Consider the following 14188-nt stretch of genomic DNA (forward strand, 5'->3'; position numbering starts at 1 on the left):
TCGTTCCGGTCTCGCCGACGGGCGGCCTCAGGGCGTGCGCCCCATCTCCTTCAGGATTCGTTCGATCTCCGCGACGGACTTGGGGTCGTTCCCCAGGTCGCGCCCGCGGACCAGGTACTGCTCCGCTTCGCTCCGGCGCCCGCGGGCCAGCAGCAACTGGCCCATGTGCAGGTGGTTGCTGGCGCTCTCGCGCAACTCGATGCTGCGCCGCAGCTGCGCCTCGGCCTGATCCAGCATCCGCAGCCCGAGGTACACCGTGCCCAGCGTGTCCACGATGCTCGCGTCATCGGGCATCAGCGAGACGGCCTCCTCAGCCAGCGGACGCGCCTTCTCATGCTCGCCCAGGTGCTGGCTGTAGACGTACGCCAGGTCGTTGAGCACCTTCACCCGGAAGGGATGATCCTTGGGCGCCAGTCGCAACGCTTCAATGTAATGGTCCCTCGATTCGGCGTAGTTGCCCTTGAGATACCGCACCAGTCCGAGATTGATCGCCACCAGGAAGCGGAGTTCCGACTGCGAGGAGTCCACCCGCTCGGCGGCGCGGCGGATCGCGTCCGCGGCGGCATCGATCTGATTCGGGATCCGCAGCAGCACTTCGGACAGCAGGTACAGCTCGCCGGCGGACACCGCCTCGCCGGACACCGAGGAGACGATTTCCCCGATCTTGCCGGGATTCGATCCGTAGATGGCCCGCGCCGCGTCGAACCAGCTGGTCAGGATGCGATGATCCCCTCCGGCCCGGTACGTCGCCAGGTACTGCTCGTATGCCGTGCGCATGTGGCGCTCCGCTCCGGGCAGATCGCCCAGCGCGGTCGCCGCCCTGGCGAGGACGGTGTGAAGCGGGGGATAGGAGCGCAGCGCCTCGGGCTCCGCGCCGATGATGCGCAGCACCTCGCGCGCCGCTTCGGCGGTGTTGAGCCGGAGCATCGCCAGGCAGGCGGACTCCAGCAGCGCCGGCGCCTTCGACACCCGGTAGCCGGAGGCGTACCACGAGGCGGCCTCGGCGTGCTTCTGCTGACGCGAGGCGAGATCAGCCAGGGCCAGGTGCCACTCCACCCGGTCCGGCTCCAGTCGATTGCCTTCCTGGGCGAACTCGACGGCCTTCGGCTCATTGCCCGCGGCGATGGCAATCTGAATCGCCCGCTGACGGATCGCGGGGTCGCGGGGGGTCAAGCGCAGCAGACCGGTCAGTTCCTGGATCGCCCCGGCCATGTCGGGAGGATCGCGCATCAGCAGCGCATCCACGCGCAGCTGCAGGGCCGGCAGGAAACCGGCCTGCTTCTCCGACGCCGCGGACAGCTCGCGCAGCGCGTCATCCACCAGTCCCTGGCGCGTGCGCCCGGTCTGATGGAACTCCTGCAGAATGGCCTCGGCCCGCAGCACGAGCGGCCAGGGATCGCCCGGCGCCATGGCGGCGGCGCGATCAATCGCCCGGCGCTGCTCCCGGCGGAGGCGCTCCGCGTCCTGGGCCTTGCCCTCGGACGCCGCGATGGCCGCCTGGTTGCCATTGAGCCGGGCTCGAAGCATCTCGAGTCGAGTTGACTCTCCGTACGTCCGCGCCACCGTGGCGATTCTCGCCTCCGCGTCCGCGAAGCGGCGCAGCTGGATCAGGCACTCGACGACGCTCAGCTCGATCTGTCGCGACGGGCGGTTCGCCAGAACCTTCTCGAAGTATTCGATCGCGGTGTCCCACTGCTGCGCGCTGGTGAAGACGCCGGCCATGGCCTCGTCAATCAGCCCGGTGTCGCCCTGATACTTCTCTCCGCGCTGCAGCCACGCCATCGCTTCCATGCGGTCGCCCAGAGAGAGGAACATCTCGGCGGCCTGCACGTAGGACAGGGGCGTGACGTCCTCCTTGCCGCGCTCCGCGAGGTGACGCGCCATGCGGGCCCGCGCCTGATCGGCGCGTCCGGTATCGCGGAAGTACGCCGCGTGGGCGGCGGCGATCGAGAGCGAGTCCGGGTTCTTCGCGGACACTTCCTCCATGAGGCGATCGGCCTCGGTACGGCGCTGGGCGCGGAGCGCCGCCAGCGCCGCCTCGCGCGCCGCCGGAGCCATCGCCGACCACTCGCGCTCCGAGTAGCGCGGCCTTCCGTCCGGCAGCAGAATCGCGGCACGATCCGGCGTGCTCAGACCCAGCAGCGACGCCAGGCGCAGCACGTTGGTCACGTCGTCCGGGTTGGACTCGTATCGCCTGCGGCGCTGGTCGATGGCGTACTCGCGGTCGCCGACCTCGCCTTCCAGATTGAGGCGCACCTCGGCGATCTCCGCGTCCGCCACGCGCAGGTCGGCGGCGCGGCGCAGCAGCTGCAGCGCGGCCGGCTGCTGCCCGGTTTCGAGCAGGAGCTGGGCGTAGAAGCGGATGGTCGTCGCGTCGCCGGGCTGGATGTCCATGGCGCGCTGATAGGCGGTGCGGGCGTCGGCCACGTTGCCCAGGCGCTGATATGTCATGCCCAGCAGTCGCCACGCCGGCGCCGCGTAGGGCTTGACCTGCGTGGCGTCGATCAGCGAGCGGGCGGCGGCGGCGTAGTCGCCACGCTCGAAGTCGAGCTGCGCCTGGAAGAGGTGGCCTCGCGCCTGATCCGCGTTCGTTTCGCGGGCGGTTCGCACCAGGGCTTCCGCCGCCGACCAGTCCCGGGCGATCAGCGCGTCCCGGAACCGCGCCTCGATGTATTCCGCCGACTTGACGCCCCTGGACTGCGCCACCTCGCCGGCCCGGTCACCCTCGGCCTTCATGCGGTCGGCCAGGGCGGTCGCGGCGGCGGCGCCCGCGGTATCGCCCGCCGCGGTCCGCTGACGGGCGATGGTCCGCTGCTGCTGCTCCGCCCGCCGCATGGCGACAAACATGGCGCCGTGAAGTTCATCTTCTCCACTGATACGCTGCGCGAGCAGGATGCGCGTGCGCTCGATGGGGTCATCGGCCTGCAGCACGGCCAGCATGGTGCGCAGGCCCTCGTTCTCGGGGTGACGATCGACGGCGGCGCGCACCCGCTGCCGGGCCTCGTCGATCAGGCCCATCTCCACTTCGACATTGACGAGGTACTCCAGCACGCCCCAGTGATCCGGATGCGCCTCGGACAGCTCAACCAGAATGCTCCGCGCCGCATCCGACCGGCCTTCACGAAGCGCCTCCGAGGCCCGTTCGAGCGCGGCCAGCAGAGGATCCTGAGGCGCCATCGGCTGTCCCAGCCCGCGCTGGGCCTCGGCCAGCAACGCGGCGGCCTGGGTGTTGGATGAGTCGATCTGCAGCGCCGCGGCGGCGTTGTCGGCGGCGGCGCGGAAGTCGCCCAGCATCAGGTCCAGCGAGGCCAGGTCGACCAGAATGGCGGCGGATCGCGGCGCCATCTCCCTGGCCCGCGCCATGAGCGAGCGGGCCTCGCCCGGCGCATTCTGGGCGCGAAGCGCGCTGGCGGCGGCCAGCAGCGTCCGGACATCCGGGCTGGGGTTGAGCTTCAGCGCTTCGGTGAACTTCGCCGCCGCCACCGCCGTGTCGTTGCGCAGCAGCGCCAGCCAGGCGTCGCACTCGGTCACCAGCGGGTTCTGCTCGCCTCCGGGCGCCAACGAAGCCAGTCGCTGACGCACCTGCTCGGCCTTGGCCAGTTGCGCGGCGCGCTCGTCGCCCGTGAGCGACGCGGCGCGATCCGCCTCGACCTGGAAGAGCAGGCGCGCCACGCGGAATCGCAGCTCGAACCGATAGGTCGCCATGAAGCTGACCGGCATCGGCTCGGACTCCATCAGCGCCTGGGCCTGCCGGCTCATCCGCTCCTGGTCGCCGCTGTCGTAGAGATTCCACACCAGCATCCACTGCAGGAGGGGTGAATCACGATGCGCCTGGGTGGCTTCCGTCAGAACCTCGAGGGCGGCCTGCAGGGACTGCGGGGTGCCAAGCTCGCGCATCACCACCACGCCGTCGTACACGTCGATCGGATTCGTGGCGCCGGCCAGCGACGCGCGCAGATCTCCCAGCAGGGCCTCTGATTCACCCGGTTGAAGGGGTCTGGCGCCCTGCCGCGCCAGTGACAGCAGGGCGTCGGTCCGGCGGATCCGCACCGGGAGCGACTCGCCGGCCGCCTGCATGGCCTGGTCAATGGTGCGGAGGAGAATGGCCTGTCGCTCTGTCGCCGCCGTCACGTTGCGGGACAATGCCTCGCGCTGCCAGAGATCCCGGTGCAGGGCGATGAGAGCCGCCCATCCCTCGCCGTACCGCGGGTGCTTCTCCAGAAAACTGGCGAAGTCGTCCTCCAGCTGATCGATCTGTCCGGCGTTCAGCGTGTCAAGCCGATTGGCGTCGGCATAGAGGCGGAAGAAGGTGAGCCGCTCGTACCCCGGCGAGTTGGTGGGCACGCGACCGAGCGCGGCGGACGCGCCGGTGGACAGCTGCGTGTTCCAGGAGGGCAGCAGGCGGGAGTTGGAGTAGACCTCCTCCAGAAACGCGAGGTGGTGCGTGACATCGTGCGCCGCGGCCTCCACCCGGAGCCGCATGACGCTCAGCCACTCGCCGTACAGACTGTTGGCGTTGTCCATGGTCGCGGGACGCACCCGCTCGAGGGCGTCCTGGAGCTTGCGCATGAACTCCAGGTTGCTGCGGTCCTTGTTGATGGCCCGCCAGTATTCCTGCTTGGCCTGTTCATACTCACCGGCGGCGTAGAGCTCGTCTCCCCGGCGGATATTGCGCGTGGGATCACTCTTGAGGGCCAGGAAGGCGATTCCGCCCACCGCCACCACCACCACGCCCGTGATGGTGAGCAGAAGGAACAGGAACCTCGTGTTGATCCGGGAGGCCATGGTCAAAGTTCTCCAAACGTCGGAAGCGGCGGAATCGCCCTCTCTTTCTCGGCCGGATAGAGCCCTCGCTCCACCTCCGACCAGTCAGGAAGGCAACGCATGATCTCCGGCAGGAGCGGCTGGAGGATGTCATTCACCCGCCGCATGAACTCATCCACCCCGCCCTCCCCCTGCCACGCCATGGAAAACTCCACCTTGGCGTAGTAGGCGTACTCATCGGTCCGGTCGAAGGCCAGGGCCCGCACCCGCTCCGCCTGGGGCGTCACCGCCCCGTTGGCGATGAAGAAGTACCCGGCGATCACCCGGCTCCGGGCATCCGCCCCTTCCTGGAACTCCAGCACCCGGATCGCCAGCGGCTCCGGCTCGATGGGCATGCGCACCTCGAACGGGCGGGCGGTGATGCGGTCCACCGCCGTCGCCAGACGGTAGGGAACCTCGTGGCGGCGGTTGGGCGGGCCGTCGTCCGTCACCCACCCGCTTCGGTCAATCTCCACCGGCAGGTGCCTGGGGCGATCAATCTGGTTCCGGCCCGACGCCAGAAAGCAGCGATCCGGCACGTGCGGAATGGCGTCGATCTGATCCGTGTAATAGGTCATGTGAACGTACAGGGCGGCGGTCTTGTCGTCGGTCCGCGCGTAGACCCGCGACAGGTACTCGCTGGTGCCCAGCGTCTGGATGACCGCCTGATCGAGAAGCCGGTCCTCGCCGACCTTCTCCCACCTGCCGAGCGAGCGCGACGGAATCGTCGCCAGCTTGTGACGAAGCGGCACCGGCTTCTTGAGCAGGTACACCTTCAGCCCGGACACGATCCCACGGAAGCCCAGCCCGGAGACGACCAGCGCCCCGCAGGCGACCATCGTCGCCAGCGCCGCCCGACGATCAAAGGCGAAGGGCGTCCGCGCCGCCTCCGTTCGGGGCTGGACGCCTGCTTCCTGGGACGCCTCCTCCACCACGAGGCGGCGCAGCACCCACATGATGCCCAGGTAGAGCAGCAATGCCGGAATCAGCCAGAGCAGGCCGATGAACGTGTGGAAGTCGCCCGCCGCGAACTCCGAGTCGATGAGCGACAGCATGCCCAGCGTCACGACGCGGAGGATGTTGACGAAGAGCGCCACCGGCGCCGCCATCAGCACCACCACCACCCGCTGCCAGACGTGCGACAGTCCCGTGAAGGCGAGGAACACGCCCAGCGCCAGCATCGCCACCACCATGCGCATCCCTGAACACGCTTCCGCGACGTTGAGCGGGTGATCCACGCCGTTGTGGAAGATGGAGATCGTGTTGCCCGCCAGGTCCACGTCGTACTGCAGCACGCGCAGCACCAGATACGAGCCGTAGGCCGCCAGATCCTGAAGATCCTCGGTGACGGTGTTCATCAGCCGCGTGGAAATCGTCACGCCGAACACGATGAAGTACGCCACCGGCGCCCAGAGATAGCGCATGGCCTTCCAGCCGAAGAACAGCAGCACCAGTCCGAAGACCGTGAGCCCCACGCCCACCTGCTGCAGGTTGTGATGCACGATGGCGCTGGGGCCAAGCCAGCAGAAGAAATACCACGCCACGCCCAGCAGGATCGGCGCCAGCCCGGACCAGGTGGTGACGAATGGAACACGGGCCAGTTCATCCCGCCTGATCCACGCCAGGTAGAAGGCCATGGCGGGAATGACCAGAGTGTGTCCCCAGTCAGCGGGCTCTTCGAACGCCCAGCGAACCTGCTTGGCGAAGAAGTGGTAGAAGACGAAGGCGAAGGACGCCAGCAGGCAGACCACCGCGATGGCGACGCGCGGCGCGCGGTCACGCGCGGTGGATGCAGGCACGGTCATCGCCGGTGAGCCGGTGGACATGGTCACTCGCCCAGCGGGCGATCCGAGTCGTTGCCTGGCGTGGTCCGCGGCCCCCGCGGTCGCCCACCACTTCCGACACGGTCGCCCCTCCTTCTCGACGGGAAACCAGTGCTACGTGCGGACCCCCCGGCTCGTTCGCCGGTTCCCGCTTCACCGGGGGATCAGAAGCCCCGATCACGCGGCGGGGGACCGAACACGTCGTTGGCGAAGTTCCGGTCCAGCAGGAATCCGAACCCATAGCTGACCCGGAAGCCGTTCCGGATGACGGCCAGCGGCGCCGCCGCCCAGCTGGTCCCGATGATGATGTGATCGTCCGGCTTCAGGAAGATGTCCGGCTCGGTCTTCTTGCGGATGGCCGCCAGGTTGATTCGAATGGTCGCCTCCCGGTTGTGGGCCACGCGACGCGTCAGATCGACGCGGGTGGGAATGGCCAGCGCGCCGAGGCCGCCGGCGGCGGTCACCAGCTGACTGAGCGTCTGGTGTCCGTTGGGAGGCAGGTTGTACGATCCGGCCCGCGCGACCTCGCCGCCGATGTAGACGACGCCGCTCTCAGGCGGAACCACGTAGATGCGATCCCCGGGTCGGATGACGAGGTTCTGCGAGCTGTCCGTGAGCAGTCGCTGATAATCGACCTCGATGATGCGGTCCACGACCATCGGTTCGCCGCCCGCCCCGATCTCATCGGCGATGTCCTGGGCGCCCGATCGAACGCGCACCCACTCGTTGCGCTCCTCGACGTAGACGAACGAATCGGTGCGATTGGCCGCGACGCGCTGATGAAGCGCCGGGTTCGCGGTCGGCGCGCCCAGGTCGTCAATGTCCACGACGACCTCGCCGTCCATGCGGGATGGCGCGGCGCTGCTCGAACCCCCGCCCGAGCCGGGACGATCGAGATCGCGGAGGATGTCGTCGATGCTGCGACCGGGATCGGTCCCCTGGCCGCCGCCCGCCGGCTGCGATCGATCGAACGGCTGGTCAAACCGACGCTCCAGGGCCACGGGACGGATCACGAAGATCGTCCTGGTGATCTGGGGCACACCGCCTGACTGGGCCAGCGCCTGGTCAAGCCGCAGGTCGGGCCGCAGCAGGGGGAACAATCCCGGAAGCTGGATGTTCCCCACCACGGTGTACATGAACCCGCGCGACTCGGTCAGCGTGACGGAGACGTACGGGTCGTTGATGAACCGGGCCGCCAGGAACTCGGTGATGGCGTCCTCCAGTTCCTGAGCGGTCAGGCCTGCGGCGGGGAAGTCCCCCAGCGGCGGCGGCAGACGGAGATTGCCCGCCTGGTCGATGCGTCTTGCCAACTGGGCGGTCTGTCCGCCGGGGAGCAGACCCTGAATCTCCACCGTCAGCGCGTCGCCCGCGGCGATGCGGTACTCCAGGTCGCTGGCGAGCAGATCCTCCGGCTGCACGGGCGAGCGGCGCGACCACAGGTCGTCGCCCGTCTCGATCACGTCGATCCGCTCCAGAATGGGTGAGGTGATCGGGGTGTGCTGAAAGTACCCCGTCTTGCTGGGGTCGAAGAACGAATCCACCTGACACCCGACCAGGCAGGTCGTCACGACCGACAGCCCCAGGAAGGAGCCGGAAACACGGGGGGTGCGCTGCGAGGATCGCTTCATCATGGGTCTTCTCTGAAAATCCAAACGTCGCTGGCGGGTCAGCCGATCGTCGGCGTGCGCCTGGCGATGCGACCGCCCACCCTGAGCAAGCCGGGAGAGCAGCCCTCGCCTCGGCATCTTGATCGACCGCCCGACCCCACCGGGTTCAATCGAGCCCCAGATATTCCGAGACGTTCCTCCGTCGGGTCGTGCCATGTCATGCCTGTCGTAACCGGGGCTCCTCACTGGGCGTTGGGGTGGACGAACCCACGGAGCAGGGTCAGCCAGAGAATGCGCAAGTCGAATCCCAGCGACCAGTTACGGATATAGAACAGATCGTACTGAAGACGCTTCTTCAGACTGGTCCGGCCCCGAAGCCCGTTGACCTGCGCCCAGCCGGTCATGCCGGCCTTGACGTGCTGACGGAGAATGTAGCCCCGCCAGTCCTCCCGGAACTTGGCGACCAGTTCCGGACGTTCCGGTCGCGGACCCACCAGCGACATCTCACCCAGCAGGACATTGAAGAGTTGCGGCAGCTCATCCAGACTGGTCCGCCGAAGAATCCTTCCGATGCGGGTGATGCGCGGGTCGCCCGGACTGGTCCAGGCATCCTCGCCCCGCCCTTCGTCGGTCAGGGTCTGCTGCTCCTGGGCCACATGATGCATGGTCCGGAACTTGAAGATCATGAACTGCCTGCCGCCCAGACTGGCCCGCGGCTGACGAAAGATGACCGGCCCCGGTCCGCTGAGCCGGACCAGCAGTGCGATCACCGCCATCAGGGGCAGGAACACCACCAGGGCCGCCATCGCCCCGGCCACGTCGATGATTCGCTTGCTGACCGCCGCCCACCCCATCAGCGGACTTTGCCGCAAGGTGAGGATCGGCATGCCGTCCAGATCACTCGTGGTCATGGCGATGGGGGCGTACTTGGGCGTCACGTCGGGCACCACGCGAACGTCAATCGCATGACGATCCAGATGCGAGAGCAGTCGCGGCAGCTCCACCGCCTTCCGCTGCGGAAGGGCCACGAAGACGCCGGACACCTCGTGCTCGCGCAGAATGTCGTCGATCCGGTTCAGTCCCCCCAGCACGGGCAGGCCGCAGAGCGTGGGCGTGGTGACCTGTTCGCCGTGCGAGATGAAGTAGGCCGGCTTGATCCCCGTCCATGTGTTGCGCGACAACGTGTGATAGACGACCTGGCCGAGACGACCCGTCCCGATGATGGCCACGTGACGCAGGTTCCAGCCGCGCTTTCGCAGGGCCTGAAGCGCCGACCGGAACGAGAACCGCCACACCAGGAGGATGATGAACGCCAGACCGGCGAAGATCGCAAACTGCGCGCGGCTCAGGTCTTCGGGGAAGCCCTCGCCGGTGAAGAACCGCTTCTTCAGCAGGTAGTAGCCAAGCACCACCAGAAGGGCGCCGAGCGTCACCGCCCGAAGGATCACCCCGGCCTCTCGCACGAACCGCTGATCCCGCCGGGGCTGGTACAGGCCGGCGCGGAACAGGGCGAACACCATCAGCGGCAGCAGCACCAGCGGAACGGCGTGGGTGTCGTACGACGGGTTCCGGGCGGTGTGGGGCATGAACTCGAAGCGGATGAGGTACGCCCCCACCTGGGCCGCCAGAATGCACGCCGCATCGCATCCGATCAGGATGGTCCGGAAGACCTGGTGGCGCTCTCGAAGCACGACCCCTTCTCCTCTTCGGCCCCACCCGCCGGTACTCTACCCCATCTTATCGGCCCATGGCGCGTTGTCTCTGGGATTCTCAAGGCGAGCGCCAATTTCCGAGAGAAGGCGCCGATCCTCCTGTGAAAGCCCCGCGGGAGCCACGATCTGAATGACGACGTAGAAGTCCCCCTGTCGTCCCTGGCCGTCTCGAAGCCCCCTGCCTCGTATTCGAAGACGCTTCCCGCTCGACGTGCCGGGAGGCACCGTCACCTGCACCTGGCCCTCCAGCAGCGGCACGGTCACCGTGGCGCCGAGCGCGGCCTCGGCGATGGTGATGGGCACATCGAGCATCAGGTCCAGCCCGTCGCGTCTGAACCAGGGGTGCGGCTCCACCTCGATGGTCAGAATCAGGTCGCCGCGCTTGCCGCCGGGACGAGCACTTTCGCCCCGGCCCCGAAGACGCATCTTCGTCCCGGACGCCGTTCCCGGCGGAATGCGAACTTCGACGGTTTCGGCATGATCGTCGCTTCGCCTGATGCGGAGCGTTTCCTCGCCTCCCAGCGCCGCCACGCGGAAGGGTACGCGGATCGTGTGCTCGATGTCCCGACCGCGAGCCGGCTGCTGGCGCGGGGCGGCGCCCCCGCGCCCGGCGAAGCCCCCGCCCATGAACTGGTCGAAGATCGACGCGAACTCGTCGGGATCCATCCCGCCGAAGTGGACATCCGGACCTCCGCGCGAGGCACGGTATTGGCCTCGGAAAGGCCCCCCCGATCCCCCCGCCGCAGCGCCGGAGGCGACGCCGGCGTGCCCGAACTGGTCGTAGGCGCGGCGTTTGTCGGCGTCTGACAGAATGTCATACGCCTCCTGCACGCGGGCGAACTTCTGCGCCGCATCCGGCGCCTTGTTCACATCGGGATGAAGCTGGCGCGCCAGTTTCCGGTAGGCCGCGCGGATTTCGTCCGCCGACGCCGTCCGCTTGACGCCCAGAATGTCATAGAGGTCTGTGGAGCTGGCCATATCGCTCGCCGATGGTTCGGCGGCAATCATACGCCAGGAGCGCCGCTGGCTGTTCGAACCGCGAGATGCTCACCGATCCGAAGATCCTGCTGGGGGGATCATGTCCTCTTCGCCCACGCGACGGACATCCAACGCGGGATCGAACTCGCCCAGGTCCAGCACCTCGATGATGCGGCGCATCCACGTGACCCTGACCCGTCCGTCCGGAAGCGGCTGGCTGTGAAGCAGCACCGGGTCGAACTCATCGCTCGACAGCACGGGGCCGGGCTGAACCGCGTTGCGATCGACGACGCGCACCCCGGGCGCAGCCGGCGTCCGATCGGACATTCCGATGACCAGCGCCAGGGCGATGACCGCCGCCCACGCCAGGTAGCCGTGCGAAACGCGGATCACGTCGATGACCGGCGCCAGGATGCCGCCGGCCGTTCCCGTGGCGGGCAGGGCGACTCGCTGGGCGACCTCGACTTCCGACGCCACGCGCCCCTGGAGCAACACGTGGTCCGTCCGCCTTGCGGCGTAAAGGCGCCAGACCCCCGGGTCGGTCGCCGCCAGATCGGCCAGGCGCGACAGGTCTGCTTCGTCCGCCTCGCCATCGATGACCCGACCAATCAACAACTCGACGAGGGTGCTCTCATCGGGCTTCGAATCAGAGGTCGGGTTGGGGAGAATCGGATCGGACATGGCGGATGGCGGAGTCGGAATCGGAAACTCCTGGCGGGAACCAGCCCGGCATCCTACTGGATGCCGTCGGCGAGCCCTTCCGTTCCCATTTCTTCACGCAACATGCGTCTGGCGCGGGCCAGGCGGGTTTCGACGGTCGTCACGGGCAGTTCGAGAATGTCGCTGATCTGCTGATAACTCATCTCGTGCAGGCAGCGCATGAGCAGCGGCTCGGCGTATTCCGATGGCAGGGTGAGCACCTGGCGGTAGAGCTTCTCGGCCGCGTCACGGTGCTCGACCGTGTGGCCGCCCCGTTCGCGAGTTGATGCAGGCGGCGAGACCTCTCCGGACTCCAGCCGCTCCGGATCGCCGATCCGCACCGCCGGGCGGGCTCGACGGGCCGACCCGCGGCAGGCGTTGATCGCAATCTGGCGAAGCCACGGGCGGAAGGCCCCGGCGTCGCGCAGGGTGCGAATCTTGCTCACGAACTTCACCGCCACGTCCTGCATCAGATCCTCGATCTCCACCGATCGCGGGCGGTGGGCCATGATGATCGCCGCCACCCATCGCCGGTTTGTTGACCAGAGCGTTTCCTGAGCCGTTCGGTCACCCCCCTTGGCGCGCGAGATGAGCGCGGCCTCATCCCCGTGCTGGTTCATTGGCTCACTGGACACGCCTGAAGTGTCCCACCGTCAGGAACTGGATGCAAATCCCATATCGGACCTCCCGTGACCCGGCTGACGGGCTCCATCGTCGCTGAACAGCCCGTTTTCGTTTGCCTCCGCCCCCCCGCTTCCCTCTCATATCCCCACATGTCCACCCGCCTGGACCAGATTGACCCGGACGCCGCCACCATGAGTTTCGGCGACCACCTGGAGGAATTGCGCCGTCGGGTGATTCTGGCGCTGATCATCCCGCTCCCGCTGGCGATTGCGACCTACTTCGTCAGCGGGGGACTGCTGCGATGGATCTGCGCCCCGCTGCGGAGCGCGCTGCGCCGGCACGGCCTGCCCGAGTCGCTTCAGGTGCTCGGCCCCGCCGAGGCCCTGATGACGCAGATCAAGATCAGCATCATCGCGGCGCTGATTCTCTCCGCGCCGTGGGTCTTCTGGCAGGCGTGGCTGTTCGTGCGACCAGGGTTGTACCGGCACGAACGTCGGTTCGTCTACTTCCTCATCCCCGGCAGCGCCATCCTGACAACCGCCGGGGTCTCGGTGTTCTACTGGCTGTTTCTGCCGCTGGTCCTGACCGTGCTGGTGTCCTTCGGCTCGGTGCTGGATGATGAGATGTCCTTCGAGGCGCTGAAGGAGCAGGCCGTCGCCGCGGCGCCTGAAGAGCCGCTTCCCCCCGCGATGAATCTGCCGATTCTCGCCACGCCCCCCCGCGAGATGAAGCCGGGCGATGTGTGGCTGACGCCCGATCACGAACTGATGATCGTGGTGCCCCGCGACCGCGGGATGGACCCCGCGCACGCGCCGAAGGACGCGAACGGCGACCCGCTCCCCGTGCCGCTTGAAGTGCGGCGGATTCCGCTGGTCAGGTCCACCGCCATTTCGCAGGAGTTCCGCCTCACGTCCTACGTCAATTTCGTGCTGTTGCTCATGCTGGGAATGGTGCTGGCCTTCCAGACGCCGCTGGTCATGCTGCTGCTGGGATGGCTGGACATCCTGCGTCCCGACACCCTGCGGCGGAACCGGAAGTACGCCCTGTTCTGGAGCGCGGTCCTCGGCGCGGTGCTGACCCCCGCGGACCCCTGGTCCATGCTGGCCATGATGATTCCGCTCTACGTCCTCTTCGAACTGGGGCTGGTGATGATGACCGTCTTCCCCGCCTCCCGCATTGCCGGCAAGCCCGTGGCGAAATGAACCGTGATCGGGTCCGAGAACCACGTGCCGAGCAGGTCCGAAATCATGCCCCGTTCCACCGCAGATTCCGATAGCCGATCGCGTCCGCGACAGGGTCAAGCCACGGCGGAGTTCGGTCGATGAATCGTCGCCGTCGATCGGGACCACGCTCTCCGTCCCTTGATGGGCCAGCCATGCGGCTGCGAGTCCGTCGCAGGAGACGCCGATTGCACGCCTTCAGACTGGTCACGAACGCGCCCCCGGTCGATCCGGTTGATCGTCTCATGATGGAGCGGGCCATCGAACTGGCCAACCGCGCCGCCGCCCTCGATGAAGTTCCGGTGGGCGCCGTCATCTACCGGGGCGCCGAGATCATCGCCGAAGCCCACAACACGCGCGAAACCGACGCCGACCCGGTCGGGCATGCTGAGCTGCTCGCCATCCGGCTCGCCGCGCGGCGACTGGGCCGCTGGCGACTCTCGGGGTGCTCGCTCGCCGTCACGCTCGAGCCCTGCCCGATGTGCGCCGGGGCGCTGGTCAACGCCCGCATCGACCGGCTGGTCTACGGCGCCCGCGATCCCAAGGCGGGAGCGTGCGGCTCGCTCTTCCGCATCCCCACCGACGTGCGGCTCAATCACCGCGTCGAGATCATCGAGGGCGTCATGGCGAAGGAGTGCGGCAAGCTGCTTACCGACTTCTTCCGCACCAAGCGGCAGCTCACCCGCGAGCGCCGGGCGAAGGCCGGCTGACGAATCCACGGC

9 protein-coding genes are annotated in these 14188 nt (G+C 67.8%); 2 read left to right on the top strand and 7 right to left on the bottom strand.

Going from position 1 to position 14188, the window contains the following annotated elements; all coding sequences use genetic code 11:
* Positions 1–27 precede the first annotated feature (27 nt).
* The 7 genes from HRU76_03100 to HRU76_03130 form a co-directional block, all read right to left on the bottom strand.
* Positions 28–4785, bottom strand: coding sequence for a tetratricopeptide repeat protein (locus tag HRU76_03100; protein ID QOJ16639.1), 4758 nt, complete (start codon positions 4783–4785; stop codon positions 28–30).
* 2 nt (positions 4786–4787) lie between these two features.
* Positions 4788–6629 (bottom strand): exosortase/archaeosortase family protein, encoded by a 1842-nt coding sequence (locus HRU76_03105; GenBank protein QOJ16640.1) that lies wholly within the window; start codon positions 6627–6629, stop codon positions 4788–4790.
* Positions 6630–6790: 161 nt separating this feature from the next.
* Positions 6791–8257: a polysaccharide biosynthesis/export family protein gene (locus HRU76_03110; GenBank protein QOJ16641.1), complete on the bottom strand. Its 1467-nt coding sequence runs from the start codon at positions 8255–8257 to the stop codon at positions 6791–6793.
* Positions 8258–8475: 218 nt separating this feature from the next.
* Positions 8476–9924: an undecaprenyl-phosphate glucose phosphotransferase gene (locus HRU76_03115; GenBank protein QOJ16642.1), complete on the bottom strand. Its 1449-nt coding sequence runs from the start codon at positions 9922–9924 to the stop codon at positions 8476–8478.
* 36 nt (positions 9925–9960) lie between these two features.
* Complete coding sequence (locus HRU76_03120) at positions 9961–10923, bottom strand: J domain-containing protein (protein QOJ16643.1); 963 nt, start codon at positions 10921–10923, stop codon at positions 9961–9963.
* Positions 10924–10992: 69 nt separating this feature from the next.
* Positions 10993–11604, bottom strand: a complete 612-nt coding sequence (locus tag HRU76_03125; GenBank protein ID QOJ16644.1) for a hypothetical protein — start codon at positions 11602–11604, stop codon at positions 10993–10995.
* Between the two features lie 53 nt (positions 11605–11657).
* Positions 11658–12257 (bottom strand): sigma-70 family RNA polymerase sigma factor, encoded by a 600-nt coding sequence (locus tag HRU76_03130; protein ID QOJ16645.1) that lies wholly within the window; start codon positions 12255–12257, stop codon positions 11658–11660.
* A 138-nt stretch (positions 12258–12395) separates the two neighbouring features.
* Here HRU76_03130 and HRU76_03135 point away from each other — a divergent pair, with 138 nt between their 5' ends.
* Together HRU76_03135 and HRU76_03140 are read left to right on the top strand one after the other, a co-directional pair.
* Complete coding sequence (locus tag HRU76_03135) at positions 12396–13448, top strand: twin-arginine translocase subunit TatC (GenBank protein ID QOJ16646.1); 1053 nt, start codon at positions 12396–12398, stop codon at positions 13446–13448.
* 266 nt (positions 13449–13714) lie between these two features.
* Positions 13715–14176, top strand: coding sequence for a nucleoside deaminase (locus tag HRU76_03140; protein QOJ19073.1), 462 nt, complete (start codon positions 13715–13717; stop codon positions 14174–14176).
* Positions 14177–14188: the final 12 nt, after the last annotated feature.

This window comes from Phycisphaeraceae bacterium (genome assembly GCA_015709595.1).
GTDB lineage: Bacteria > Planctomycetota > Phycisphaerae > Phycisphaerales > SM1A02 > CAADGA01.

What these genes read in the sequence shown, in the direction of transcription:
- HRU76_03100 (QOJ16639.1), bottom strand. Translation starts at nt 4,785, where the DNA reads ATGGCCTCCCGGATCAACACGAGGTTCCTGTTCCTTCTGCTCACCATC.
- HRU76_03105 (QOJ16640.1), bottom strand. Translation starts at nt 6,629, where the DNA reads ATGTCCACCGGCTCACCGGCGATGACCGTGCCTGCATCCACCGCGCGT.
- HRU76_03110 (QOJ16641.1), bottom strand. Translation starts at nt 8,257, where the DNA reads ATGATGAAGCGATCCTCGCAGCGCACCCCCCGTGTTTCCGGCTCCTTC.
- HRU76_03120 (QOJ16643.1), bottom strand. Translation starts at nt 10,923, where the DNA reads ATGGCCAGCTCCACAGACCTCTATGACATTCTGGGCGTCAAGCGGACG.
- HRU76_03125 (QOJ16644.1), bottom strand. Translation starts at nt 11,604, where the DNA reads ATGTCCGATCCGATTCTCCCCAACCCGACCTCTGATTCGAAGCCCGAT.
- HRU76_03135 (QOJ16646.1), top strand. Translation starts at nt 12,396, where the DNA reads ATGTCCACCCGCCTGGACCAGATTGACCCGGACGCCGCCACCATGAGT.
- HRU76_03140 (QOJ19073.1), top strand. Translation starts at nt 13,715, where the DNA reads ATGGAGCGGGCCATCGAACTGGCCAACCGCGCCGCCGCCCTCGATGAA.